Below are 24,591 nucleotides of genomic sequence, written 5' to 3'. Positions count from 1 at the left end.
CATGGCGTACCCGGTCCTGTCCACGTATCGGCTCCAGATGCGTGGTGACGGCTGCACATTCGACGATGCGGTGAACCTGCTCGACTATCTGGACCGCCTCGGTGTCTCTCATCTGTATCTGTCGCCGATCCTCACCGCGGCGGACGGATCCACGCACGGATACGACGTCACCGATCCCACCACCGTGTCGGCCGCCCTCGGTGGTCCCGACGGGCTGCGGCGGCTCTCCGAGGCGGCGCGCTCTCGGAACATCGGCCTGATCGTGGACATCGTGCCCAACCACGTCGGCGTGGCACACCCGGAGCAGAACCGTTGGTGGTGGGATCTGCTGGCACACGGCCGGGAGTCGGCCTATGCCGGCTACTTCGACATCGACTGGGAACTGGATGCCGGCCGGATTGTCTTGCCGGTCCTGGGTTCTGACGACGATGTCGCCGATCTGGTGGTCGACGGCGAGGTCCTGCGACTGGGTGACCTGGTGTTCCCGATCGCCCCGGGTACCGGCGCCGGCAGCGGCGAACAGGTTCATGACCGTCAGCACTACCGACTGACCGGATGGCGCAACGGAATCTGCGGATACCGTCGCTTCTTCTCGATCACATCGCTGGCGGCGCTGCGTCAGGAGGACCGCGCCGTCTTCGATGCCAGTCACGTGGAGGTCAAACGCTGGTTCGACGAAGGTCTGGTGGACGGCCTGCGCATCGACCATCCGGACGGATTGTCCGACCCGGCAGGATATCTGCGGTGGTTACGCGAGATCACCGGTCCTGACGCCTGGATCGTGGTGGAAAAGATCCTGGCCACCGACGAGAGCCTCGACGCGTCACTGCCCGTGGACGGCACGACCGGCTATGACGCGCTGCGTGAGATCGGCGGCCTCTTCATCGATCCGTCCGGGGAGACCGTACTGACGACGCTCAGCGGTCGTCCCGAGCACGACGCCGAGCTCACGCTCAAGACGACGGCGGTCACCGCGACCCTGGCCAGCGAGTTGGGCCGGCTGTGCCGAGCCATCGTGGCAGTGACCGGACAGCACGAGGACAGACTCCCGACAGCGGTAGGCGCATTGATCAGCAGGATCGGCGTATACCGCAGCGACTATCCGGCACTCGACGCGATCCTGCCCGTGGCGCTGCAGGAAACATCGTGTGCGGCACCCGAACTCGCCGACGCACTGTCCATCATCGCAGTGGCTCTCTCCACGAGCCCCGAGGTGGTGTCCCGGTTCAATCAGCTGTGTGGGGCCGCCACGGCCAAGGCCGTCGAGGACTGCTTGTTCTACCGCGACGCACGCCTGGTGTCTCTCAACGAGGTCGGTGGTGCACCTGATCTGTTCGGGGTGTCGACAGCCGAGTTCCACCAGCGGACGTCGACGCGGATGCGTGCCTGGCCGAAGACCATGACCACGTTGTCGACCCATGACACCAAACGCGGCGAGGATGTCCGCGCTCGCATCGGCGTGCTGTCCCAGGTTCCGGTGACATGGGCGGATTCGGTCGAACGGTGGACGGCTGCGTCCACTCCCCCAGATCGAGATACCGCATTGTTCCTGTGGCAGAACATCTTCGGCGTCTGGCCTGTCGACGGCACCGTCGATGACGAGCTTCGTCTCCGGCTGCACGCCTACGCCGAGAAAGCCATGAGGGAAGCCGCCACCCGCACCTCCTGGCATGACCCGAGCGCGGATTTCGAGGACGCGGTGCACGGCTGGCTGGACCGGGTACTCGACGGGCCGGTCGCGGCCGAGCTGACCGCGCTGGTGAGCCGTCTCGACGCGCACGCCCGCAACGACAGCCTGGGGCAGAAACTGATCCAGCTGACCGCACCCGGAATTCCCGACATCTATCAGGGCACCGAATCCACCGAGGACAGTCTGGTCGATCCGGACAACCGGCGCCCGGTCGATCATGCGGCGCTGCGTGATGCGTTGGAGCGCGGGGACGATGACAAGCTACGGGTGACCACCGCGGCGCTGAACCTGCGCCGCCGAAGGCCGGACACCTTCCTGACCGGCGGCTACACGCCGCTGCCGGCCGACGGTAGCGCAGCGCGGCATCTGGTGTCGTTTCTGCGTGGCGACGATGTCGTGGTGGCCGCGTGCCGGTGGACGGTGGCACTGGCCGAAACCGGCTGGGCCGATACGGCATTGACGCTGCCCGCCGGCCAGTGGGTGGATCGTCTCAGCGGCCGGCGTTGGACTGGTCTGGTGCCGGTGAGGGCGCTGCTCGCCGATTCGCCGGTGGCCCTGCTGGAGCGTGCCGATGACTGAATTCTCCGTGTGGGCACCCCTACCGGATCGCGTGCGGCTCGATGTGGACGGGACACTGCATGACATGACGCCCTCGGCCGACGGCTGGTGGCGAACCGAGGTCAGTTGCCGCGATAACGCCCGGTACGGGTTCCTCCTCGACGACGACGAGACGGTTCTGCCCGATCCGCGATCGGCGCGCCAGCCTGACGGCGTCCACGGGCGCTCGCAGCTGTGGCAGCCCGCACCGGACGCCTGGACCGACGCGGGCTGGGCGGGCCGGTCCATCTGCGGCGCGGTGATCTACGAATTGCACACCGGAACGTTCACTCCTGAGGGCACATTCGATGCCGCCATCGACAAGCTGGACCATCTGGTCGAGCTCGGTGCGGATTTCGTGGAGCTGATGCCGGTCAACGCATTCAACGGCACCCACGGCTGGGGCTACGACGGGGTGCTCTGGTACGCGGTACACGAGCCCTACGGTGGCCCGGACGGACTGATCAGGCTCATCGATGCCTGTCACAACCGCGGACTCGGCGTGCTGATCGACACGGTGTTCAATCACCTCGGCCCCTCCGGTAACTACCTACCGCGATTCGGTCCGTATCTGTCCGCCGGCCACAATCCGTGGGGCAGTTCGATCAACCTGTCCGATGCCGACGCCGACGAGGTGCGCACCTACGTCATCGACTGCGCGCTGCGGTGGATGCGCGACTTCCACGCCGACGGCCTGCGCCTGGACGCGGTGCATGCACTGGTGGACACCACAGCGATCCATATCCTCGAGGAACTCGCGGCCGAAACCGATGCCCTGGCCGAAGAACTCGGCCGCCCGCTGTCGCTGATCGCCGAAAGCGACCTCAACGACCCCCGGCTGATCACCCCGCGCGACCGTGGTGGATACGGCCTGACCGCACAATGGGACGACGATATCCATCACGCCATCCATACCGCGGTATCTGGTGAACGACAGGGCTACTACGCGGATTTCGGATCGTTGGCCACCCTCGCGCACACGTTGAAGCACGGCTACTTCCACGCCGGCACCTACTCGTCGTTCCGCCATCGCAGGCATGGGCGTCCGTTGGACACCACCACCATTCCGGCGACCCGACTGCTGGCCTACACCGTGACGCACGATCAGGTGGGCAACCGCGCCGTCGGCGACCGGCCGTCGCAGCGTCTGACATCCGGCCAATTGGCCGTCAAGGCGGCGCTTGCCCTCGGATCTCCGTATACGGCAATGCTCTTCATGGGCGAGGAATGGGGGTCCTCGTCGCCGTTCCAGTTCTTCAGTTCGCATCCCGAGCCGGAACTGGCCCGCGCCACCGCGGAGGGACGCAAGGCCGAATTCGCCGAGCACGGCTGGGATGCCGACGAGATCCCCGATCCGCAAGACCCGCAGACGTTCCTACGGTCGAAACTGAACTGGAGTGAGGTCGCCGAAGGCGATCACGACAGGCTGCACCGCACCTATCGGCGGCTGATCGCGTTGCGGCGCAACGAACCCGACCTCGGCGATCCGTGGCTGGACCACATGTCGATCGACTTCGACGAGCAACAGCGCTGGATCATCCTGCACCGCGGCTCCCTGTCCATCGCATGCAACCTCGGCACCGGCACGGTATCGGTACCGGTCACCGGTGAAGTGGTGACAGCCTGGGGTGAGCCCGACGTCGGCACCGACACCACGGCGTTGCCCGGACATTCGTTCGCGATCCTGCGCCGGGACGCAGCGCTGCCGGGATAGCGGGTTCCCTGCCCCCGTGCGCGTTCAGCCGTCCTTGCGCACGGATGTGGTGTCGATGCCGACGGGGACGCCGCGAGTATCCGTGGGCCGCAGTTCGGCAAGTGGGAGGCCACGTTCGTCGACCAGTGCCGAGTGCGTCTCGCCTGACTCGAACGCGTGGCGCTCACCCCACTGCCGCAGGGCCACGACCACGGCGAACAGATCGCGACCGGCCTGGGTGAGCGCGTACACCTGTCGCCGGCCGGATGCGGCCACCGTGCGGTCGAGGATGCCGCGCTCCACGAGCCGGCGGAGCCGGTCGGTGAGGATGTTGCGTGCGATGCCGGTGCGCTGCTGAAAGTCGGTGAACGCCCGCGCTCCGTCCATCGCGTCACGGATGATGAGCAGGCTCCATCGATCCCCGACCAGGTCGACGGTGCGTGCCACCGGACAGTCGGGATCGGTCCAGGTCACGTCGTCGCCGCGGACTACTGACTCCGCCATCACTCCCCCTGAAGAGTTGCTGATTGAAACCATTCTGCCGTAGCCTCCATTTGGTTGCAATATGCAACCAAATGGAGGAGGGGTGTGGGTGGAACTGACGTTCGGCTTGAGAATGTTCTTCGCTGGTGTGTGCGCAGTGGCCGTCGCAACGATCTACGCGGCTCAGCCCGTGCTCACCAGGATCGGCGGCGACCTGGGCCTGCCCGAGGCCGACCTGGGATGGGTCGTCACGGCGGGGCAACTCGGCTATCTGGCCGGGCTGGTGGTTCTCGTCCCATTCGGCGACATCGTCGACCGCCGCCGGCTCATCCAGTGGCACCTCGCGCTCGCCGCAGTCGGCGTCGCGCTGGCCGCGACCGCCACGCAGACATGGTTGCTGCTCACCGGCCTGGCGGTCACCGGCTTGTTCGCGGTCGTCGTCCAAACCACCGTCGCCTACGCCGCCGCCCTGTCCACCCCCGAGGAACGTGGCCGCACCCTCGGCATCGTCACCTCCGGAGTCGTCGTCGGCATCCTCGGATCGCGACTGGCCGCAGGCACTTTCGCCGCTGCATGGGGGTGGCGCAGCGTGTATGCCGGCCTGGCGGTGCTGCTGGTCGTGCTGGCCTGCCTGGTCCCCAGGCTCCTGCCGCCTGACCCGCGCCGTGAGCCGGTTACCTACATCGAGGTACTCGCATCGTTAGCCAGCCTGTTCCGGGATCGCCTTTTCGTCTCACGCGGGCTGATCGCGTTCTTCCTGTTCGCGTCCTTCGGAACCCTGTGGAGCGGCCTGGCACTGCCTCTCACGGCAACCCCGTGGCACCTGAGCACGGCCCAGATCGGCTTCTTCGGAATCGCCGGGCTGGCCGGTGCACTCGGCGCCGCGCGCGCGGGGCGCTGGGCCGACGACGGACTGGCGAGCGCCGTCACCGGCGGAGCACTCGCGCTCCTTGCCGCGTCATGGCTCGCCATCGGACACGTCTCGTGGTCGCTGGCGCCGCTCGTGGTCGGGGTGATCGTGCTCGACTTCGCGGTGCAAGCCGTGCACGTGAGCAATCAGCATCTCCTCACCACCGCGTACCCGCACCGCACCAGCAGCGTTGTCGGTGGCTACATGTTCTTCTATTCGCTCGGCTCGGCCCTCGGCGCAACTGCCACGACCGCGGTGTACGCCATTGCGGGGTGGACGGGCTCCAGCATCCTCGGCGCCCTCTTCGCCACCTGCGCGCTCCTGGTCTGGGCATTCAGCCGAGTGGCGCACCGGACATCACGATGACGGCGATCGCCGCGAGTACGGCAGCGAAGACCCGGAGGTGGTCAACAGCGTTCGTCACCAGCTTCTCAGCCGCGACCACCCCGAACAGAACCCCCATCAACCACAGCGCGTGCGGTGCCAGCGCCATCGGCACCATCATCGGGCCGCAGGCGCCGGTGCAGCGGAGCCCGATCCGCAGCCCCTCACCCATGGCGGCTCGATCGGCCCGCCGGCCGTCGGCGGGCAGCGAGCGCACCCGGTGGCAGCCCCGCAAGAAACAGCGCTTCCCGCGGGTCAGTTCCCACCCCGCCGCGATCGCCAGAGTCCCCGAGACCACCACGGAACCAACAGGTTTCGGCGCTAATGCTCCGGCAACAGCCAGCGTCACGACACCGAAGAACCACCACACCGCGAGGTACCCGGCCGCGAACCACGCCTGACCGCGGTGCCGACGCTGCCACCTGCCGTTCAGCGAGATCGACCGGGCGGCGGGCAGCGTGGTCGGCAGCATCATCGCTGCTGCCATCACCATCCACATCGTCAGCGACGCAAGAAATGGCATTGCGGGTGAAGGCATCCCGGCACAGCGATCCGCAACCATGTCGAGCCTCACCGCGCCGTGGTGGTCGGCCCCCGTATGCGCCGCCATCGAACACTGTCCAGCTCCACTGTGAGACGGCATCGCCAGATGCAGCATCCCGACCGCGAGCCAGGCGGCCAGCGAGATCATCAACAGCGACAGCTCGGGATGCGACCACCACAACCGTCGCCAGGCCGATGGCCGGGAAGCCCGGCGCTGTTCTGCGACGAGCGTCATTGCAGGAAGACGCTCACTCGCCCGACCCGTGCATTCCCCGGCTCCTGTGGTGCCGACGCCTGGGCGCCCGGCAGTTGGATCGGCTGAGCGGCCGGCTCCACATACTGCGGCACGAATGTGACGCTGACCTGATCGCTCCAGCGCCCTTCCGCAGTGAACCGTTGATACAGGCCGGTGATGTCGAACGCGAGCCGCAGGCCGCCGTGATCGTTGTCGCGGCTTGCGGTTTCCTCGATACCGAAAAATGCTGCGACGCCGACGAAATGGTCGTCATCGACGGCGGGTTGACCGCCACCCACATTCAGATACACCTTGTAGGTCACGCCCACCGGTGCGGGCGATGTCACGTCCTCGATGCGGAGGAAGGCCCGGGACACCGACGTCGCATCCTCGGCGAGTGGCCCCATGGGCGGCGCGATTTCGAAGGTGACATCGGTTGTCTCACCGGCGAGTGCGATCGCCCGGTCCGAGGCTCCGACCAGTTCCGGCGGGTTGTCCGGTGCGGGTGCTGTTGGCACGAGAGCCTCCAGTGCGACAGGTGCGGTGATGTCCTCATAGCTGTAGCCGAGCTGGGTCGCGGTGTCGAGCACCTCTTGCACCGTCTCGGTGAGCGTCGTCCGGTTCTCGTCGTGGAAATGGAACGTCACGCCGGTCAGCCAGGCCGCCTCCGTGGTGTCAGCGCGGTCCGGCATCGTCCGCCAGATCTCCCAGATCCGATCGATGTTGGCATGGTGCAGCCAGAACACGGGGTCCAGCGCCGCGGTGTTGAATGATCCCATCAAGCCACCCACACCCACGTGGACCGCGCCGTGCGGCGTTCCTTCGAGCGGGCCCATCGCCGAACCCGGGTCCTCCCCGGCGTGGCTGAATCCGGTACGCCCACCGGCGAACCCGCCGATGCCGACGAAGTCGAGCGGCGCCAGCGCACTCGTCAGGTCGACGTCAGAGGCGGGCAGCGACGAGCCGTCATTGAGATTTCGCCCGGGCACCCACAACGGGTTGGGCGTCACACCGTCCGGCAGGGTGGTGTCGAGGAAGGCCTGCGGCAGCCGCCGATGGGCGGGGTCTCCGCTGCTGTAGTTCCAGTACGGCAACGCCCAAGTCGCCTTCGTCTGCTCGTCGACATCGTCGAGGTCCGCGATCGCCGACCTGATGATCCGTTCGAACCACTGCAGATACATCCGGTGCCAGGGCAGGAAGTACCAGCAGAAGTGCTGGCATCGGTTTCGGAAGTTGTCGGGATTCACTGTGGTGCCATGGATATCGGACTGATACTGCCAACCGATCGGGTCCAGCTGATCGGCGGCCGTGCGGTCGATCAGCACCTGCACCCCGCGGGCATAGCCGTAGATGGTCGGATGCCAGTGGTCTATCTGGTCGAGCGTCCAGATGTCGTGCCGAACACGGGTGTCCGCATCGGTGACCGTGACGATCTGCCCGGTCGGCAACCGATTCGCGTCGGTGACGCGGGGATCGGCACCGAGGGCGCCACCGGGATTGATGCGATATGTGGCCATGGCCGGCTCCCTCGACGGTGCATCCCTGGTGGGCTGCATCTCTTCGCCGTGAACGCTAGGTATCCGGAGAGCCGGACGCGCGCGTAGATCACTACCTGTATTCGAAACCGACCTGTGGCCACCCTGCGCTGCGCCGCACCCGCCCCCGGCACGGCAGGTCCGCTCGGCGCGATTTTCGAGTAGCCGACTACGCACGAGCGGCGCGGCGTCCGCGGCGCATGATCGGGCCATGCCACGGCGCCGACATCCCGTCGGCCCCCTACGGGGCAGCAACCACCGAAACAGGGGATGTGAGAACTGATGAACGACAACGGCTTAGAGAGCTTTGCGCTGCACAGCGCGGACAAGTATCAGGGCCCGGCAGTGCAGGCGATCAACGACGAGACGGTCCGGCCCGGCGCTCCCCGAGCCACCGACGTCGCGACCCTCGATCCAGAATCAGCTGCACGGCGCTATCTGAACCAGATGATCGCGAGCCCCGAGGTGCCGTCCATCACCGACGACAGCGGGGGTGCGGGCACCGAATACCGGGCCCTGGGCACCCAATCCATACCGCTGACCGACTCCACCGTCGTCAAGTTCGCCCAGTACCGTCAGCGCATTCCGATCTACGGCTCTCTGATCACGATCGAGCTGGATGATGACAACAACATGCTTGCCGTGAATTCGGCGATCGGCAATCCCGACGGTGTCGACGCGGTCGCGACCGTGTCGCCGTCGCAGGCTCAGGACGTCATCGTCAAGGACGCGGGCACGGACGCGTTGCCGTTACCCGAGCCTCCCCGGCTGTACTTCTACTTCGACAATGCCTCCGTGCCCGCGGCCTGGCGGCTGGTCTACATCGCCAAGAACGTCCAGCGGCACCGCAAGCACACCACCGACGGCCACCCGGAGTCGCTGCCGGAACTCTTCGACTACGTCGTCGACGCCCATTCCGCCGATCTGGTAGCCAAACTTCCTCGCACCCAGACCATTTCATGGACCCTGGAAGAACTGGACTCCACCGACGCACTCGGGCAGACCCGGCGTATCCGTGCACAGCGCGACGAGAACGACAACAAGCGTCTGGTGGACCCGACCCGGCGCATCGAGACCTACGATTTCGGATTCCGCAAGATCGAATCGCAATTCCGCTCACTCCCGGGCGCCGCCCCGATCAGCAACCCGCCCGCACCGTGGAGCCCGGCCGCGATCAGCGCGCATGCCAACGCCCAGGAGGTGGCCGATTACCTGCTGAACACGCTGCAACGCAACGGCCTCGACGATCAGGGTGCGCCGTTCATCTCCTCCATCAACTGCACATCGATCCAGGATGCGACGCCCCGGGAATGGCGCAACGCGGCGTGGATCGGCTCTCAGATGGTCTACGGCCAACGCGACGTCAACGGTGAGCTGCGGTCCTACGCGGTGGCCGTGGACGTTGTCGCCCACGAGATGACGCACGGATTGACCGACAACACAGCCCGCCTGGAGTACCAGGGGGAATCCGGCGCGCTCAACGAGTCCTATTCGGACATCATGGGGATCATCATCGCCAACTCCCCGAAATCCGACATCGACAGCTGGAACTGGGAGATGGGCGAGGAGCTCGACGGAACCGGCGTGCCACTACGGGATCTGAGCGACCCGACTCGACAAGGCCAGCCCGCCCACATGCGCGACTATGTGAACACCGCCCGCGACAACGGTGGTGTGCACACCAACAGCGGCATCCACAACAAGGCCGCGTTCAACATCATCAGCGCGAAGAACGGCCACGGCCATCTGTTCACCCCTCAGGACGTCGCGACACTGTTCTATCTCGCACTGACCCTTCATCTTTCGCGAACATCAGGGTTCAGCGACAGCCGGCGGGCCGTCGAGCTGGTGGCCAAGTCCCTGTTCCGTAAGGACCCCCAAGACACTCTGGACGAGAAAATCGACGCCATCAGTGCCGGTTTCGAGGCCACCGGGATCGAGGCCTGAGTCTCAGGTCAGATACCGGTAAGTCGGTGACCCCGGCTCGAGCAACTCGACGTGAATATCGGAATCCTGCATCCGGGTCAGCAGACCTTCCAGGTCCGTCGCCGCGCTCAATTCCACGCCGCACAACGCCTCACCGGTCTCCCGGTTGTTGCGTTTGACGTACTCGAACAAGGTGATGTCGTCGCCCGGACCGAGAACCTCGTCGAGGAAGCGGCGCAACGCCCCGGGTTCCTGCGGAAAGTCGACCAGGAAGTAGTGCTTGAGGCCCAGGTGCACCAACGACCGTTCGACCACCTCGTTGTAGCGCGAGACGTCGTTGTTGCCGCCCGAGATCAGGCACACCACGGTGGAGCCGGGCTCGATGTCGGCCTCCAGCAGGGCGGCCACCGACAGCGCACCGGCGGGCTCGGCGATGATCCCGTCGTTCTGGTACAGGTCGAGCATCGCGGTGCAGACGGCGCCCTCGTCGACGGTGGTGAGCTCGACCATGTCACCGGCGGCAGCCAATGCGGCATAGGGCAGCGCCCCGGCCCGGGCCACGGCGGCACCGTCGACGAACTGATCGACGTGCTCGAGGGTCACGGGCTCGCCGGCGGCCAGTGCGGCGATCATCGATGCGGCCCCGCCGGGCTCGACACCGAGAACCGACGTGTCCGACGCACGCTCGGCCAGATATGTGGTGATACCGGCGATGCAGCCGCCGCCTCCGACGGGGACGATCACCAGGTCCGGCTCCTCGTCCAACTGGTCGAGCAGCTCGGCGGCGATGGTGCCCTGGCCTGCCATCGTGCGGACGTCGTCGTAGGGCGGCACGAGCGTGGCGCCCGTGCGCGCGACATCCTCGAGCGCTGCGGCAGCGGCCAGGTCATAGGTCGAACCGCCCGCGATCAGCTCGATGAACTCGCGGCCGTGATACCGGATGCGGTCCCGCTTCTGTTTGGGCGTCTTGGCCGGCACGTAGACGCGACCATGAGTTCGCATCGACCGGCAGGCCATCGCGAAACCCTGGGCGTGGTTGCCCGCCGAGGAACACACGACACCGGCGGCGAGCTCCTCAGGTGACAGCTGGGCCATCAGGTTGAAGGCTCCGCGGGCCTTGTACGAACGCACCGCCTGCAGGTCCTCGCGTTTGAGATAGACGTTCGCGCCTGTCGCTTCGGACAGACGCTCGTTGAACTGCAGTGGGCTGCGGGTGACCACCCCGGAAATTCGCTTGGCGGCCTCGTCGATGTCGGCCGCTGTCAGGGGCGCGGCCGGCGGGGACACTCGGGAGCCTTTGCTCAGATCGGCAGTCACCGTTCAATGGTGCCACTGGCCAGCGGTTTCACCGCATCTGGGTACGCAATCACGCCAAGCGGCCGGTGGCCGTACGGCCGCCCCGCCGAGATTCCCGTTCCATGGTTGAACATGCCGCGAACTGGGAAAACAACCTGGGTGTGGCACAGTGACCAGCGAACGCGGCGATTGGCGACGCGCGCTGTGATGGTGCTGGCCCTCTTCGCCTCGGCGTGTGCGGCACCCGCGGGGCCCCCGGCCGACGCCAACACCGCCCGCATATCCATCGACAACCAGGAACTGTCCAGGGCATTTCAGGTGCAGTGCACGCAGCGCTCCTGGTTGTGGACGATCGAAACGCTGCCCGAAGAACCCGGGTTCACCGCGATCATCCAGACCGGAGCCACTGTCGAACCCAAGGTGATGCGTCTCCGGGACATGACCGGATTCACCGGTAGCACGCCGGTCGAGGGGTCGGACGCGCAGGCAAGCATCGATGGCACGACTTTCCACGTCAGCGGCACAGCCCACGGCTCCTTCGCCGATCGCCCGACCAAACCGGCCGAGGTGCAGTACCGGATGGAAGCTCACTGCTGAGGCCGCAGGCGAAAACGACACGCCTGATCCGAGGTTTCGGCTGGCCGAAATCATTGTTGCGAGCTATCGTCAACATATGACCACCGCCGGGAACTTTCGTAGCGTCACCTCCCGGGGCGATCACCAGGTCGATATCGCCGGGGTTCCCTGGCCGACCTACAAGCTGATCGCCCTGGCGATCGGTGCGCTGGTGCTGGTCGTCGTCGGCGTCGCCACGATGACCGCGGCACCGGCCGTGCTCTCGGCCGCCGCAGCCGCCCTCGTGGTGTGGCTGGGCCTGGGCCGGGCCTCCCGCTCCGATCAGTGATCTTCCATCAGGCGTCGCAGCGTTTCGAGATCGGCCGCGACCGCGGCGACATCTGCTTCGAATTGCGCATCTGTCATCCCGGGACGCTGCCGGACGGTGAACACGACCTCGCATGAGGCGGCGTCGGCCGAGGCGGGAACCACCCGCATCGGGTTGTAGACAGCTTCACCCGAAGGTAGACGCACCACGTGGTCGAGCACGCCCAGTGTGTTCGTCGCGGTGAATTCGACGGTGACCTCACCCATCGGAGAATCAGCCACCCATCCCCGCGGAGTCAGCCGCAACCCGCCCTCGGCCAGCCCCGCCGCCCACGTGACCAGCTGCCGCGGATCCGAAGCGTAGGCGTACACCACGTCGGGGGGAACGTCGATCCAGACGCTCACGTGCCTGCTGCGCATGGGTACCACCGTAGGCCGCCGGGTGACCGGGCACATATCCCCCGCAACACTCAAACCGCATGGCAAACCGTGATGGCAAGGGCGGTAAACGTTTTCGCCCAATTGTTCAGCCGCGATCCGGGTGTACCGTCGGGCTTGTGGGTATTGCGACGACGGGCCTCACCCCGGTGGAAGAAACCGCCTTCCTGACCCTGTACGCCAGGGCACTCGACAGCCGGTGGGCGCACCCCATCCTCGGCGACACGATGGCCGATGAGGCTGTGGCCCAGCTCGACTACGACTTCGCCGGTCTGGGAGTGCAGACCAGCGTGGTGTGCCAGTCGGCGCTGCGCGCCAAGATGCTCGACGACCGGGTCCGGCAGTTCGTCGCCGACCATCCTGATGCGGTCGTCGTCGATCTCGGTGGCGGCCTCGACAGCGGCGTGCACCGGGTGTCACCGCCGGCCACGGTCGACTGGTACAGCGTGGACCTTCCGGGGATCAGCGAACTGCGCGACCGCGTGATACCGCCACTACCCCAGGCGCACACCGTCGCAGCGTCGTTGGCCGACCCGGACTGGACTGACCCGATTCCCTCCGATCGGCCCACCATGGTGGTGGCCGACGGGCTTTTCGCATTCCTCACCGAACCGGCGATCATCGGCATCTTCCGGGCGATCACCGAGCATTTCGACTCCGGAGAGCTCGCCTTCAACGACTACGGCCGCATCGGCTGGGTGAGTAGGATCGCCCTCAAGTTCTTCCCTGCCAAGATGTTCAAGGATGTCGGAAGCCAGTGGGGCTACCCCGGTTTCAAGGACGCCCACCATCCCGAAACCTGGAACCCGCAATTGCGCCTCGTCGAGGAATCGAGCCTGGCCCGCCAGCCCGAGGTCGACCGGTTTCCCGGCGCGCTGCGGATCGCTACGCGCGCCGCCGGGCTCAGCAAGGCCACCGCGCGCAAGGCGCGCGTCCTGCGCTACCGGTTCTGACTCACTTCGGGGTCAGGTCGGAAATTCGTTATGGATGCCGCACGTGCACAACTCGATTGACGGGCATGTGCACCGCATCCCCCACTCGATGATGGCCCGTGCCCGCACCAGAGCCTCGAGTTGCTGATCGATCTCGGCCAGCTTGGTCTGCGCCAGTTCCCGAGCCACCGGCCGGCCCGGGGTGTCGTCCTTGAGCAGCAGCCCGATCTCGGTCAACGAGAATCCGGCGGTCTTGCACAACCTGATCACTTCCAGACGCATCAGGACCGACTCCTGATAGCGACGCTGCCCGGCTACGCGCTGCGGCGCCGGCAACAGTCCGACCTGTTCGTAGTAGCGCAGTGCCGTCTGGGCGACGCCGCTCCGCTGCGTGACGTCCCCGATGGTCAGCGTCGCGCTCATCGGTCCTCCTCGACTGCTTGACTTAGAGTCAACTCTAAGTCGTTGACTGGTTTCATGCCCCATATCGACACCGATCTCGAGACACTCGGCCGCGCCCATTACGCGCTGCTACGCACCTTCCGCCGTGACGGCAGCCCCGTCGACACCCCGATCTGGTTCGTTCTGGATGGCCGAACGGTCCTGTTCCGCACCAAGATCGGCCCGAAAACCCGCAGGCTCACCGCCGATCCCCAGGTCGAATTGGTGCTCTGCGACTACAAGGGGCGCGTCACCGGTGCCACCTGGCACAGCGGCCGGGCCACCGTCCTGGACGGTGAGAACGCCCAACAGGCCAACCGCGCCCTGCACCGGCGTTACGGATGGCAGTGGAACATCGTTCCCCTGTTGAAAATCCCCGGCGTCGTCAACGTGCACCGCGACCTCCCGCTGCGGGAGAAACTTCGACGCGCCCGCACCCGCGACCTGTGGCCCGACAGCGCGATCGTGAGGATCGACCTGGCGCCGCAGGACTCCCCGGCTCAGCCCAGGCAACCAGGGCCGAGCAGCGCCTTGAGGTCGCCCATCAACGCCGAGGACGGCGTCACCCGCAGCGACTGATCCAGCTCCAGCGTGGTGATGCGCTCACCGCTGATCAATCGCAGATGCACCTGGGAAGTACCGGGATGATTGGCCAGCACCTGCTTGAGCGCACTCACCTTGTCGATGGTGCACTGCCGGGTGGGCAGACTCACGGCCAGCGGCCGGTCGGCCTGGGCGCTGCTGAAGTCGGGTACCACCAACTCGTGGGCGATCAGCGCGATCCGGTCATCGCGGGCCGCGACCTTCGCCTTGACCAGCACCACCACGTCATCGGCGATCTCGTGGCCGAACAGCGAGTACGTCTGCGGGAAGAACAGCACCTCGATACCGCCGGTCAGATCCTCCAATTGGGCTGAGGCCCAAGGCAGTCCGTTCTTGTTCACGCGACGGTTCACCGACGCCAGGATGCCGCCGACGAGCACCTGCGCATCATTGGCCACATCGCCGTCGAGGATCGCCGGGATCTGGGTGTCGACCTGGTTGTTGAGCAGGTGGGCAACACCGTTGAGCGGATGACCGGACACGTACAGACCCAGCATCTCGCGTTCGAGGGCGAGCTTGTGCTTGTCCTCCCACTCCTCGTCCGGCACGCGGATGGTGAACACCGCGTCGGTGCCGCCGTCATCCGCACCGCCGAACAGGTCGAACTGCCCCATCGCCTCGGCCTTCTTGGTGCCGAGCACCGAGTCGACCGCGTCGGTGTGCACCAGGAACAGCCCCTTGCGGGGGTGGCCCAGCGAATCGAACGCACCTGCCTTCACCAGTGATTCGGTGACCTTCTTGTTGCAGGCCGCGATGTCGATCTTGTTGAGGTAGTCCGAGAAGTCGGTGTACTTGCCCTTCTCGGTGCGCGTACTGATGAGCGACGCAACGACATTGGCGCCGACGTTGCGGATGGCGCCGAGCCCGAATCGGATGTCGTCCCCCACCGAGGCGAAGTTCTGCACCGATTCGTTGACGTCGGGCGGCAGGACGGTGATGCCGAGGCGGCGGCAGTCGGCAAGGTAGACCGCCGCCTTGTCCTTGTCGTCGCCGACAGAGGTGAGAAGACCGGCCATATACTCGGCGGGATAGTTCGCCTTCAGGTAGGCCGTCCAGTACGACACCAGGCCGTAGCCGGCCGCGTGCGACTTGTTGAACGCGTACCCGGCGAACGGAAGGATGGTGTCCCACAAGGCTTTCACCGCGGCCTCCGAGAAGCCGTTGGCCGTCATCCCCTCCTTGAAGCCCTTGTACTCGGCCTCGAGGACCTCGAGCTTCTTCTTACCCATGGCCTTACGGAGCGCATCGGCCTTACCCATCGTGTAGGAGGCGACCTTCTGCGCGATGAACATGATCTGCTCTTGGTAGACGATCAGGCCATACGTCTCGGCCAGGATCTCCTTGAGCGGTTCCTCGAGCTCGGGGTGGATGGGCTTGATCGCCTGACGGCCGTTCTTGCGGTCCGCATAGTCGTTGTGGGCGTTCATCCCCATCGGACCGGGGCGGTACAGCGCGAGCACGGCGACGATGTCGTTGAACCCGGTGGGCTGCATACGCCGCAGCAGGTCACGCATCGCACTGCCGTCGAGCTGGAACACGCCCAGCGTGTCGCCGCGGCCGAGCAGCTCATAGGCGGCCGGATCATCGAGCGCCAGCGTTTCGAGATCCAGGTCGATCCCCCGGTTCGCCTTGATGTTCTCCAGGCAGTCACCGATGATCGTCAGGTTTCGCAGGCCCAGGAAGTCCATCTTGAGCAGGCCGATGGCCTCACACGACGGGTAGTCCCAGCCGGTGATGATGGCGCCGTCCTGCGGCCGCTTCCACAGCGGGATCGCGTCGACCAGCGGCTCGGAACTCATGATCACCGCGCAGGCGTGCACGCCCGCGTTGCGGACCAGCCCTTCCAGGCCACGCGCCGTCTCGTAGATGGTGCGCACATCGGGATCGGTGTCGATCAGCGCGCGGACCTCGGCGGCTTCCTTGTACCGCTCGTGGTTGGGGTCGGTGATGCCCGACACCGAGATGTCCTTGGCCATGATCGGTGGCGGAAGCGCCTTGGTGATCCGGTCCGCGATCGCGAAACCCGGCTGACCGTAGTGCACGCGGGCCGAATCCTTCAGCGCCGCCTTGGTTTTGATGGTGCCGAAGGTGATGACCTGGGCCACCCGGTCGCTGCCCCACTTGTTGGCCGCGTACCGCAGCATCTCGCCGCGGCGACGGTCGTCGAAGTCGATGTCGATATCGGGAGCGGACGGACGTTCGGGGTTGAGGAACCGCTCGAACAGCAGCCCGTGTGGGATCGGGTCGATGTTGGTGATACCCAGCGCGTAGGCCACCAGCGACCCGGCGGCCGACCCACGGCCCGGACCCACCCGGATGCCGACCGAACGGGCGTAGTTGATCAGGTCGGCCACGATCAGGAAGTAGGACGGAAAGCCCTTCTCGCAGATCACCCTGATCTCGTAGGCGGCACGTTCGGTGTATTCGGTGGGCACGGCCGCGCCCCGAAAGCGACGGTCCAGTCCGGCCTGCACCTCATGGGCGAGCCACGAGGCCTGGTCGTGTCCGTCGGGAACCGGGAACACCGGCATGCGGTCGGTGGGTGTCCAGACGTCGGCATAGGACTGCACCCGCTCACCGATGAGCACCGTCGAATCGCAGGCGCCCGGCACCTGCGAGTCCCACAGCGCCCGCATCTCCTCGGCCGATTTGAGGAAGTAGCCGTCGCCGTCGAACTTGAACCGGTTGGGATCCGACAGGGTCTTGCCGGTCTGGATGCACAGCAGCGCCTCGTGATTCTGCGAGGCTTCGCGCGTCACGTAGTGACAGTCGTTGGTGGCCAGCGGCGGGATGTTGAGCTTCTGCCCAATCTCCAGCAGGCCCTCCCGGACGCGGCGCTCGATGTCGAGGCCGTGGTCCATGAGCTCGAGGAAGAAGTTCTCGGGGCCGAAGATCTCGCGCCATTTGGCCGCCGCCTCCAGCGCCTCCTGACGGTGGCCGAGCCGCAGCCTGGTCTGCACCTCGCCCGACGGGCAACCGGTGGTCGCGATGATGCCCGCGGCGTGTTCGGCGATGATCTCGGCATCCATGCGCGCCCACTTGCCGAGCTGCCCTTCGAATGAAGCCAGTGACGACAGCTTGAACAGGTTGCGCAGACCGGTTGCGTTCTCCGCGACCATGGTCATGTGGGTGTAGGCACCGCTACCCGAGACGTCGTCACTCTTCTGGCTGGGGTCACCCCATTGGACACGCTTGGTGTCGAAGCGCGAGGCGGGCGCGATGTAGGCCTCGATGCCGATGATCGGCTTGATCCCGGCCTTGGTCGCCGAGTTGTAGAACTCGCTGGCGCCGAACATGTTGCCGTGGTCGGTCATGCCGATGGCCGGCATGCCCAGCCGCTGCGCCTCGGCCAGCATCGGACTGATCTTCGCGGCACCGTCCAGCATCGAATACTCGGTGTGGTTGTGCAGGTGCACAAAGGATCCAGAGGACGCCGAAGATGAACCGCTCATAGGGGTGCCAGTCTATGGCGCCCCACCGACACCTCCGCGCGTGTCGCCAGGCGTGTCTTTGCCGGCGAGTCAGAGATCACGGTCGGTGATACACAGCAATCCGTTTCCGATCATGAGATGCAGTTGCTTGGCAATCGAAGGAACGTCGACCGGCCTGCTCTGCCAACCGCTGTAGGCACCGACTCCCCAGATCATCGCGTACAGCAGTTCGACAAGTGTCGCCTGATCGGTGTGCGGCGGTAGCTCACGACGCTCCACCGCGTCGGTGACCAGTTCGCCGAGAAAACCGCGGGTGGCCGCGACGGTGGCGGCGGGCAGCTCGGGATGGCGACACGACTCCAGTCGCACATTGACCAGGAAGCCGACCACGGCGCGGTCCCGACGCCACACCGCCACCACGGCATCGAGGTACGCACGCAGCCGATCCAGTGTTCCTTCATGCCCTTTCGCGATACGGATACACGACGTCACCACGTCGTGCGCCTGCTCGAGCAATGTGCGATAGAGCTCGTCGCGACTGGCGAAATAGTAGTTGAGCGTCGGGCGGCTGAGCCCGCTGCGCTTGGCGATCTCCTGAAATGTCGCCGCGGCGTAACCGCGCTCGTTGATGACTTCGTAGGCCGCTTGGACGATGCGTTCACGCGTCTGCGCAGCGTCCGCACCGACCGGTCGACCCGGCCCTCGACGGCCGCTTCGAGGCCTGCCCTGCAGAGTCATCTAGCAAACCCTATGGCATTGCCAGAAACACGTCAAAAGGTCCGTCCGCAAATGCCGCAATCAGCGCGGTCTCACAGCAGTCCCGTCACCCGGCCGGTCAGGTGGGCCCGGACCGCATCGTCGGTGGTCAACTCGATCGCGCGTTGGTATGCCGCGACCGACTCGTCGACCCGGCCCGCCTCGGCCAGAAGATGGCCCCGGGTCACCCACGCGGGCTGAAACCCGCCTGCCGAGCGGTCCGTGATCGCATCCAGCGCACGCAATCCCGCGTCCGGGCCGTCAATCTCGCCGTCCAACGCCGCCAGTGCCACCGCAGCGCCCAGCGATGGCCCGGATCGCATCAGCGCCCGATACAGCTTGCGTAGTGCGCGACGGTCCACGTTGCGGGCACAGTGCGCCGATTGAATCGCTGCCTCGTACTGGAACCGGCCCGGCCGCCCGAACCCGTGGGCCCGGGCCAGCAGCGCTTCCCCCCGCGCATGCAGCTCGCCGTTCCACCGGCCGCGGTCCTGGTCGTCGAGCGCGACGAAGTTGCCGCGCACGTCGAGGCGTGCCGGACGTCGCGCCTCACACAGACACATCAGTGCCGCAAGGCCCAATACCTCAGGCTCCTCGGGCAGCAACTCCACAAGCACCATGGCCAGGTGCAGCGCCTCCGACGACAACGATTCGATGGCCGGGCGCTGCGGGACCGTCAGCCAGTCGATCGAATAGGCCCCATAGACGGCCTGCAGTACCTCGGGTAGTCGCGCGGCAAGGTCGGCGCGTTCGGGCAGGGTGAACGGGATACCCGTGTCGCGGATGCGTTTCTTGGCCCGCACCAGCCGCTGCGCCATGGTCGCCGGCGCGACGGCGAATGCCGCGGCGATGGCGGTCGCATCCACGCCCAGCACCGTCTGCAGCATGAGCGGGGTACGGATGTCGGCGGCGACGGCCGGGTGTGCGCACACGAGCATGAGCTCAAGCCGGCGGTCCGGAATGGCGGCCGGCCCGGTCCCGTCCTCGGCGAGGTCACGATCCTCGACCCACGGGCCGGTCAGCCGATACGCCGGAGATTTCCACATGTCGCGCAGCCTGTTTCGGGCCACGGTCAGCAGCCACGCCTCGGCGTTGTCCGGGACACCGTCGCTGGGCCATCGCCGCAGGGCACGCTCGATGGCATCGGCCAACGCATCCTCGGCGGCAGTGATGTCGCGGCACTGTGCCGCCAACAGCGCAAGCAGCCGGCCGTAGGACTGGCCGACCACCTGCGTGAGCCGCTCCCCGGCCGGCGTGTTCAGGGTGTGTACCAGCCCTGACCGCGGCCATAGGTGACTGCGACGGGTCTGATCTCGACCGAGCCCCAGGCCGCGGCGGGACACTTCGCCGCCCAGGCCAACGCCGCGTCGAGGTCGGGCACGTCGATGACGAACACCCCGCCCAAACGCTCCCTCGTATCGGCGAAAGGTCCGTCCTGGATCTCCGCCGTGCCGGCGCGTGCGGTGTAAGTCGTTGTGGCCGAGGCTGATTGAAGCACTTGCGTTCCGATGAGGACACCCGCGGCATCGAGGTCATCGGCATATCGGGCGAACGCGGCCTGGGCGGGCCTCATGTCTTCCTCGGTCAGGCCCGCCTCCGGGCCCTCCTGATAGTGCATGAGTAGGCAGTACTGCACGGTGTCCTCCTGGTTGTCGATTCCAGCCTGTCACCGTGATGACGATTGTGGTTCCACCTGATCGACAATCCTGGCTTCCGAATCCGTCCGTCTCTTCCGCAGAGCACCGAACGTCATGATCATCAGCGCCACCCAGATCAGGGCGAAGCCGACCCACCGGCCCGGCGGCATCGGCTCGTGGCCGATGAACACGCCCCAGGCCATCTGCAGGCCGGGGTTGAGATAGAACAGCAGGCCCAGCGTCACCATCGGAAGCCGCTGCGCGGCCGCGGCGAACAGCAGCAACGGCACGGCAGTGACCGGCCCGGCTAGCAACAACAGCCCCGCATGCCACGGGCCGTGGTTGAGGAAGTTCCCTCGCCCCACTACCTCCAGGGCGATCAGGTAGCCCGCCGCGAGCGGAAGGGCGAGCAGGGTTTCGACGGCCACACTCACCCGCGGATCGGCTTGCACCACTTTCTTGACCAGGCCGTACACCCCGAAGGACAGCGCGAGGACGACCGCGATGTAGGGCGGTGCGCCCAATTCGACGGTCAGGATCGCCACCGCCACGACAGCCAGTCCCAGTGCCACCGCCTGCCATCGGCTGATCCGCTCGCGGAACACCAGCACGCCGAGCAGCACACTCACCAAGGGATTGATGAAATATCCGAGCGCGGCGTCCACGACGTGACCGGTCGTGACGGCGTAGATGTAGGTACCCCAGTTGACGGAGATCAGCACCGCGGCCACGAGCAGTTGCAGCCACGTCCGCCGGGTCAACCGGCGCAGATCGCCGAGCCGCCGGGCCACCGCCAGCACCAGCAGCAGGAACAGTGCGCTCCAGACGATGCGATGGGCCAGGACTTCGAGTGCCCCCGCAGGCAGTAACAGCAGGAAGAAGCCGGGGCACAAACCCCACCAGATGTAGGCACCCGCGCCGAACAGCACACCCGCGCGGCTGGTGCCGACTCTCTGCGGAGGAGCCTGCACTCCCATGGTCAGTGGCGGCGCAGCACGTCGAGGGCGGCCTGCAGGTCAGCCGGGTACGGGCTGGTGATCTCGACGCGCCGCCCGTCGGCCGGATGCGCGAAGGCCAGGGACCGGGCATGCAACCACTGACGTTCCAGCCCAAGCTTTTTCGCCAGCGTGGGATCGGCACCGTAGGTCATGTCGCCGCAACACGGGTGGTGCAGCGCGGCGAAGTGAACCCGGATCTGGTGGGTCCGGCCGGTCTCCAGTTCGATGTCGAGCAGGCTGGCGGCCTGGAAGGCCTCCACGGTGTCGTAGTGGGTGATGCTGTGCCGGCCGCCCTCGACGACCGCGAATTTCCAGTCGTTACCCCGGTGGCGGCCGATCGGGGCATCGATGGTGCCGCTCGACGGGTCCGGGTGACCCTGGACCAGCGCGTGGTAGCGCTTGTCCACGGTGCGCTGCTTGAACGCTCGCTTGAGCACCGTGTACGCCCGCTCGGACAGGGCCACCACCATGACGCCCGAGGTGCCGACGTCGAGCCTGTGCACGATGCCCTGGCGTTCGTGGATGCCCGAGGTGCTGATCCGGAAGCCTGCGGCGGCCAGGCCGCCCAGCACCGTCGGCCCGTGCCAGCCGACCGTGGCGTGCGCGGCCACCCCCGGCGGCTTGTCCACCGCCACGATGTCGTCGTCGGCGTAGAGGATGTCCATCCCCTCGATATCGACCGGGGTGTTCTCGACGGGTCCGGGTGCCTCCGGCAGCCGGACCTCCAGCCAGGCCCCGGCGACGAGCTTGTCGGACTTCGCGGCCGGCGCCCCGTCGATGTCGACACCGCCGTCCTCGGCCATGGCCGCCACCGCGGTGCGCGACAGCCCGAGCAGCCGGGCCAGTCCGGCGTCGACTCGCATTCCCGCCAGGCCCTCGGGCACCGGCATCGACCGGGTGGCCACTATGACGTCTCGGCCTGGCGACCGACCGTGCTCGACTCTTCCGAGGGCGCTTCGATGTGGCCGGGCTCGTCGGTCTGCGCGTCCTCGTCGCTGTCGGTGTCTGCGGCCGGAGCCTCGGGGTCGGCTGCCCGCTCGGGTTGAGGATCGGCGTCGCCGCCCGAGGGGTCACCCAGCCGCCGGCGCCCGACGGTATCGAAGTCGAAGCCGAACAACGACAAGGCCACCAACAGGATCGCGCCACCCACCACCGCGGGGTCTGCCACGTTGAACACCGGCCACCAGCCGACCGAGAAGAAGTCCACGACGTGGCCGCGCAACGGACCGGGTGCCCGGAAGAACCGGTCGATCAGATTCCCCGTCGCACCGCCCAGGATCATGCCCAGACCGATCGCCCACCACGGGGAGACGAGCCGGCGGCCCATCCACACGATGCCGATCACCACGCCCGTTGCGATGAGCGTCAATACCCAGGTGTATCCGGTTGCCATCGAGAACGCCGCGCCGGAGTTGCGCACCAGCGTCCAGGTGACGGTGTCACCGATGATCGACACAGGTTGGCCGGGTGTCAGCAGGCGGACCGCGAGCACCTTGGTCACCACGTCGACGAACAGCACCACAGCAGCAACGGTGAGCAGCAGACGCAGCCGCCGCCGAGGCGGAGCAGCGGTTACGGAGGACGATTTCGCGTCCCCGGTTGCGTCGGTCACCGGCTCTGCCGGGCCTGACGTTTCATCAGTCACCGTCCTATCATCCCAAACAGCCGGTGCGGGACAATCCGCACCGTGATGCAGACCGCGAAGCCTCCCGCGCACCCGCCCACGCGCATAGTCGTCATCACCACCGGCGGCACCATCTCGACCAGCACCGACGACGCAGGAATACGACGCCCGACGCACACCGGGGCTGAGCTCACGGCCGGGTTGGCCACGGCGGCCGAGATCGACATCGTCGACGTGATGGCCACCGACAGCGCACTGCTCACCCCCGCCGACTGGGATCGGATCGCCGCCGCGGTCCGTGTCGCGGCGGCACGCGCCGACGGCGTCGTCATCACCCATGGAACCGACACCATGGAGGAAACCGCGCTCTGGCTCGACCTCACGTATGCGGGCGACGTGCCGGTGGTACTGACCGGATCGCAGCGCAGCGCGGACGCTCCCGACAGCGACGGCCCGGGCAACCTGTGTGACGCCATCGCTGTCGCGGCCGACCCGCAGACCCGGAAGCTCGGGGTGGCGGTGAGCTTCGCCGGCACGGTGTGGCAACCGCTGGGTCTGCGCAAGCGCCACACCCAGGAGTCGGACGCCTTCACCGGAACCGCACTCGGTGCGGTCGGCAACGGCGGCTGTGAGATCACCGGCGCGAAAACCCACACCTATCTCGGCGAGTTGGCCGCGGCGACCGCCCCGCGCGTCGACATCGTCGCCGCCTATCCGGGAGCGGATACGGCAGCCCTGGACGCCTGCGTCGCTGCGGGGTCGCGCGCCGTCGTCGTCGCTGCCATGGGTTCGGGCAATGTGGGCGCCGCGCTGATCGACGGAGTCCGCCGGCACTGCCGCGACGGCGTGGTCATCGCGGTGTCGACCCGGGTCCCCGACGGCGTCATCGCCGCGCAGTACGGCCCCGGGCAGCAGCTCGTCGATGCCGGCGCAGTGGTGTTGCCCCGGCTGCGTCCACCCCAGGCCCGGGTTCTGCTGATGGCCGCGTTGGCCTCCACCCGGCCGGTTGCCGAGGTCATCGAAGCCTGGGGTTGACGCACTGGGTTAAATAGAGAACGTGCGTTTCCACATTGCCGCGGCCGTTGCCGCCGGCCTGTCGGTGCTCGGCCCCCATCCCGCCGCGCAGGCTCTGCCCTCGCCGCCCGGCGTCGAGGAAATCGACGCCTATCCCATCGCCGAGGGCAAGTACAGCTCGCCCACGGATTTCTACGGGCTGTTCTTCCGGACTCCGGACGGCCGATTCTGCGGGATCCGGCCCAACCGGGGGCCGGTCGGCTGCGATGCGGTGCCCGGGGATGCCCCGGCAGGGACCAACCAGACCTTCGTCGAGAGCGGTGCACCGGCTTCCTACCGATACTCCGGAACCGCGTCCTTCACCCGCGACGAGGTCGACGTGCTCCCCGTGGGACATCGCCTGGAGAACTGGGGAGCCAGCTGCGGAATCGGCGAACAGGGCACGGTGATCTGCAAAACCTCGGGCCGGCATGGCTTTTCGCTGGATACCGCTTCAGGGGTGCTCTGGTAGTGGGCCACGGGATTGACGGCGCCGGTTCAATG

22 protein-coding genes and 1 pseudogene are annotated in these 24,591 nt (G+C 66.8%); 10 read left to right on the top strand and 13 right to left on the bottom strand.

All coding sequences use genetic code 11. The annotated features are described in order from the left end of the window. The first annotated feature begins 1 nt into the window (after position 1). Both treY and treZ read left to right on the top strand, forming a co-directional pair. Positions 2 to 2,269: a malto-oligosyltrehalose synthase gene (treY, locus tag QQ25_RS15990; protein ID WP_039379547.1), complete on the top strand. Its 2,268-nt coding sequence runs from the start codon at positions 2 to 4 to the stop codon at positions 2,267 to 2,269. After that, positions 2,262 to 4,001 carry a malto-oligosyltrehalose trehalohydrolase gene (gene treZ / locus QQ25_RS15985; protein WP_039380029.1) on the top strand — a complete coding sequence of 580 codons (1,740 nt, stop codon included), beginning with the start codon at positions 2,262 to 2,264 and terminating at the stop codon, positions 3,999 to 4,001. The genes treY and treZ overlap by 8 nt, the downstream gene beginning before the upstream one ends. 24 nt (positions 4,002 to 4,025) lie before the next feature. Here the strand turns inward: treZ and QQ25_RS15980 are convergent, their stop codons facing one another. Then, complete coding sequence (locus tag QQ25_RS15980; protein WP_039379546.1) at positions 4,026 to 4,484, bottom strand: winged helix-turn-helix transcriptional regulator; 459 nt, start codon at positions 4,482 to 4,484, stop codon at positions 4,026 to 4,028. 88 nt (positions 4,485 to 4,572) lie between these two features. On the opposite strand from QQ25_RS15980, the gene QQ25_RS15975 reads away from it, so the two are divergent. Next, positions 4,573 to 5,739, top strand: a complete 1,167-nt coding sequence (locus QQ25_RS15975; protein WP_039379544.1) for an MFS transporter — start codon at positions 4,573 to 4,575, stop codon at positions 5,737 to 5,739. Here the strand turns inward: QQ25_RS15975 and QQ25_RS15970 are convergent. Together QQ25_RS15970 and QQ25_RS15965 are read right to left on the bottom strand one after the other, a co-directional pair. Continuing rightward, positions 5,708 to 6,535: a copper chaperone gene (locus QQ25_RS15970; RefSeq protein ID WP_082017538.1), complete on the bottom strand. Its 828-nt coding sequence runs from the start codon at positions 6,533 to 6,535 to the stop codon at positions 5,708 to 5,710. The genes QQ25_RS15975 and QQ25_RS15970 overlap by 32 nt on opposite strands. Further along, positions 6,532 to 8,052: a tyrosinase family protein gene (locus QQ25_RS15965; RefSeq protein WP_039379542.1), complete on the bottom strand. Its 1,521-nt coding sequence runs from the start codon at positions 8,050 to 8,052 to the stop codon at positions 6,532 to 6,534. The genes QQ25_RS15970 and QQ25_RS15965 overlap by 4 nt, the downstream gene beginning before the upstream one ends. A 300-nt stretch (positions 8,053 to 8,352) precedes the next feature. Here QQ25_RS15965 and QQ25_RS15960 point away from each other — a divergent pair, with 300 nt between their 5' ends. Further along, positions 8,353 to 10,017: a M4 family metallopeptidase gene (locus tag QQ25_RS15960; RefSeq protein ID WP_039379541.1), complete on the top strand. Its 1,665-nt coding sequence runs from the start codon at positions 8,353 to 8,355 to the stop codon at positions 10,015 to 10,017. A 3-nt stretch (positions 10,018 to 10,020) separates the two neighbouring features. Here QQ25_RS15960 and ilvA read toward each other — a convergent pair whose 3' ends face one another. After that, entirely contained in the window at positions 10,021 to 11,313 is a 1,293-nt protein-coding gene (gene ilvA, locus QQ25_RS15955) for a threonine ammonia-lyase IlvA (protein WP_039319915.1), read from the bottom strand. A 168-nt stretch (positions 11,314 to 11,481) separates the two neighbouring features. Between ilvA and QQ25_RS15950 the strand changes: the two genes are divergently transcribed. Further along, the gene (locus QQ25_RS15950) at positions 11,482 to 11,889 is read left to right on the top strand and encodes a lipoprotein LpqH (RefSeq protein WP_234711914.1); all 408 of its coding nucleotides are present in this window, start codon (positions 11,482 to 11,484) and stop codon (positions 11,887 to 11,889) included. 76 nt (positions 11,890 to 11,965) lie between these two features. Beyond that, positions 11,966 to 12,196, top strand: coding sequence for a hypothetical protein (locus QQ25_RS15945; protein ID WP_039319910.1), 231 nt, complete (start codon positions 11,966 to 11,968; stop codon positions 12,194 to 12,196). On the opposite strand, the gene QQ25_RS15940 is transcribed toward QQ25_RS15945, so the two are convergent. After that, positions 12,190 to 12,594: a polyketide cyclase gene (locus QQ25_RS15940; RefSeq protein ID WP_039319908.1), complete on the bottom strand. Its 405-nt coding sequence runs from the start codon at positions 12,592 to 12,594 to the stop codon at positions 12,190 to 12,192. The two genes, QQ25_RS15945 and QQ25_RS15940, sit on opposite strands and share 7 nt — an antisense overlap. Positions 12,595 to 12,731: 137 nt before the next feature. On the opposite strand from QQ25_RS15940, the gene QQ25_RS15935 reads away from it, so the two are divergent. Then, positions 12,732 to 13,565, top strand: a complete 834-nt coding sequence (locus QQ25_RS15935; RefSeq protein WP_039379538.1) for a class I SAM-dependent methyltransferase — start codon at positions 12,732 to 12,734, stop codon at positions 13,563 to 13,565. A 12-nt stretch (positions 13,566 to 13,577) separates the two neighbouring features. Here the strand turns inward: QQ25_RS15935 and QQ25_RS15930 are convergent, their stop codons facing one another. Continuing rightward, positions 13,578 to 13,967, bottom strand: a complete 390-nt coding sequence (locus tag QQ25_RS15930) for a MerR family transcriptional regulator (RefSeq protein WP_039379536.1) — start codon at positions 13,965 to 13,967, stop codon at positions 13,578 to 13,580. Between the two features lie 54 nt (positions 13,968 to 14,021). Here QQ25_RS15930 and QQ25_RS15925 point away from each other — a divergent pair. Beyond that, positions 14,022 to 14,468, top strand: a pseudogene (locus QQ25_RS15925) (PPOX class F420-dependent oxidoreductase); the annotation flags it as partial. A 17-nt stretch (positions 14,469 to 14,485) separates the two neighbouring features. Here the strand turns inward: QQ25_RS15925 and dnaE are convergent. From dnaE to lspA, 7 genes are all read right to left on the bottom strand, one after another. After that, entirely contained in the window at positions 14,486 to 18,040 is a 3,555-nt protein-coding gene (gene dnaE, locus QQ25_RS15920; RefSeq protein ID WP_039379535.1) for a DNA polymerase III subunit alpha, read from the bottom strand. Between the two features lie 69 nt (positions 18,041 to 18,109). Continuing rightward, complete coding sequence (locus QQ25_RS15915; protein ID WP_039319900.1) at positions 18,110 to 18,757, bottom strand: TetR/AcrR family transcriptional regulator; 648 nt, start codon at positions 18,755 to 18,757, stop codon at positions 18,110 to 18,112. Between the two features lie 71 nt (positions 18,758 to 18,828). Continuing rightward, the gene (locus tag QQ25_RS15910; protein WP_234706103.1) at positions 18,829 to 20,004 is read right to left on the bottom strand and encodes an RNA polymerase sigma factor; all 1,176 of its coding nucleotides are present in this window, start codon (positions 20,002 to 20,004) and stop codon (positions 18,829 to 18,831) included. A gap of 29 nt (positions 20,005 to 20,033) precedes the next feature. Further along, a complete protein-coding gene (locus QQ25_RS15905) occupies positions 20,034 to 20,411 on the bottom strand; it encodes a YciI family protein (RefSeq protein ID WP_039319899.1) in 378 nt (125 codons plus the stop codon). A gap of 30 nt (positions 20,412 to 20,441) precedes the next feature. Continuing rightward, positions 20,442 to 21,389 (bottom strand): EamA family transporter RarD, encoded by a 948-nt coding sequence (gene rarD / locus QQ25_RS15900; RefSeq protein ID WP_052235839.1) that lies wholly within the window; start codon positions 21,387 to 21,389, stop codon positions 20,442 to 20,444. A 2-nt stretch (positions 21,390 to 21,391) separates the two neighbouring features. Then, a complete protein-coding gene (locus tag QQ25_RS15895) occupies positions 21,392 to 22,315 on the bottom strand; it encodes an RluA family pseudouridine synthase (RefSeq protein WP_039319897.1) in 924 nt (307 codons plus the stop codon). Continuing rightward, positions 22,315 to 23,055 (bottom strand): signal peptidase II, encoded by a 741-nt coding sequence (lspA, locus tag QQ25_RS15890; RefSeq protein ID WP_039379533.1) that lies wholly within the window; start codon positions 23,053 to 23,055, stop codon positions 22,315 to 22,317. The genes QQ25_RS15895 and lspA overlap by 1 nt, the downstream gene beginning before the upstream one ends. A 45-nt stretch (positions 23,056 to 23,100) precedes the next feature. Here lspA and QQ25_RS15885 point away from each other — a divergent pair, with 45 nt between their 5' ends. Both QQ25_RS15885 and QQ25_RS15880 read left to right on the top strand, forming a co-directional pair. Further along, a complete protein-coding gene (locus QQ25_RS15885) occupies positions 23,101 to 24,069 on the top strand; it encodes an asparaginase (RefSeq protein WP_039379531.1) in 969 nt (322 codons plus the stop codon). Between the two features lie 22 nt (positions 24,070 to 24,091). Next, the gene (locus tag QQ25_RS15880) at positions 24,092 to 24,559 is read left to right on the top strand and encodes a hypothetical protein (protein WP_039379529.1); all 468 of its coding nucleotides are present in this window, start codon (positions 24,092 to 24,094) and stop codon (positions 24,557 to 24,559) included. The last annotated feature ends 32 nt before the right edge of the window (positions 24,560 to 24,591 follow it).

Source organism: Mycolicibacterium setense (assembly GCF_000805385.1).
Taxonomy (GTDB): Bacteria; Actinomycetota; Actinomycetes; order Mycobacteriales; family Mycobacteriaceae; genus Mycobacterium; species Mycobacterium setense.
The sequence above is the reverse complement of the archived record's forward strand: the minus strand, read 5'-3'. Positions and strand labels throughout refer to the sequence as shown.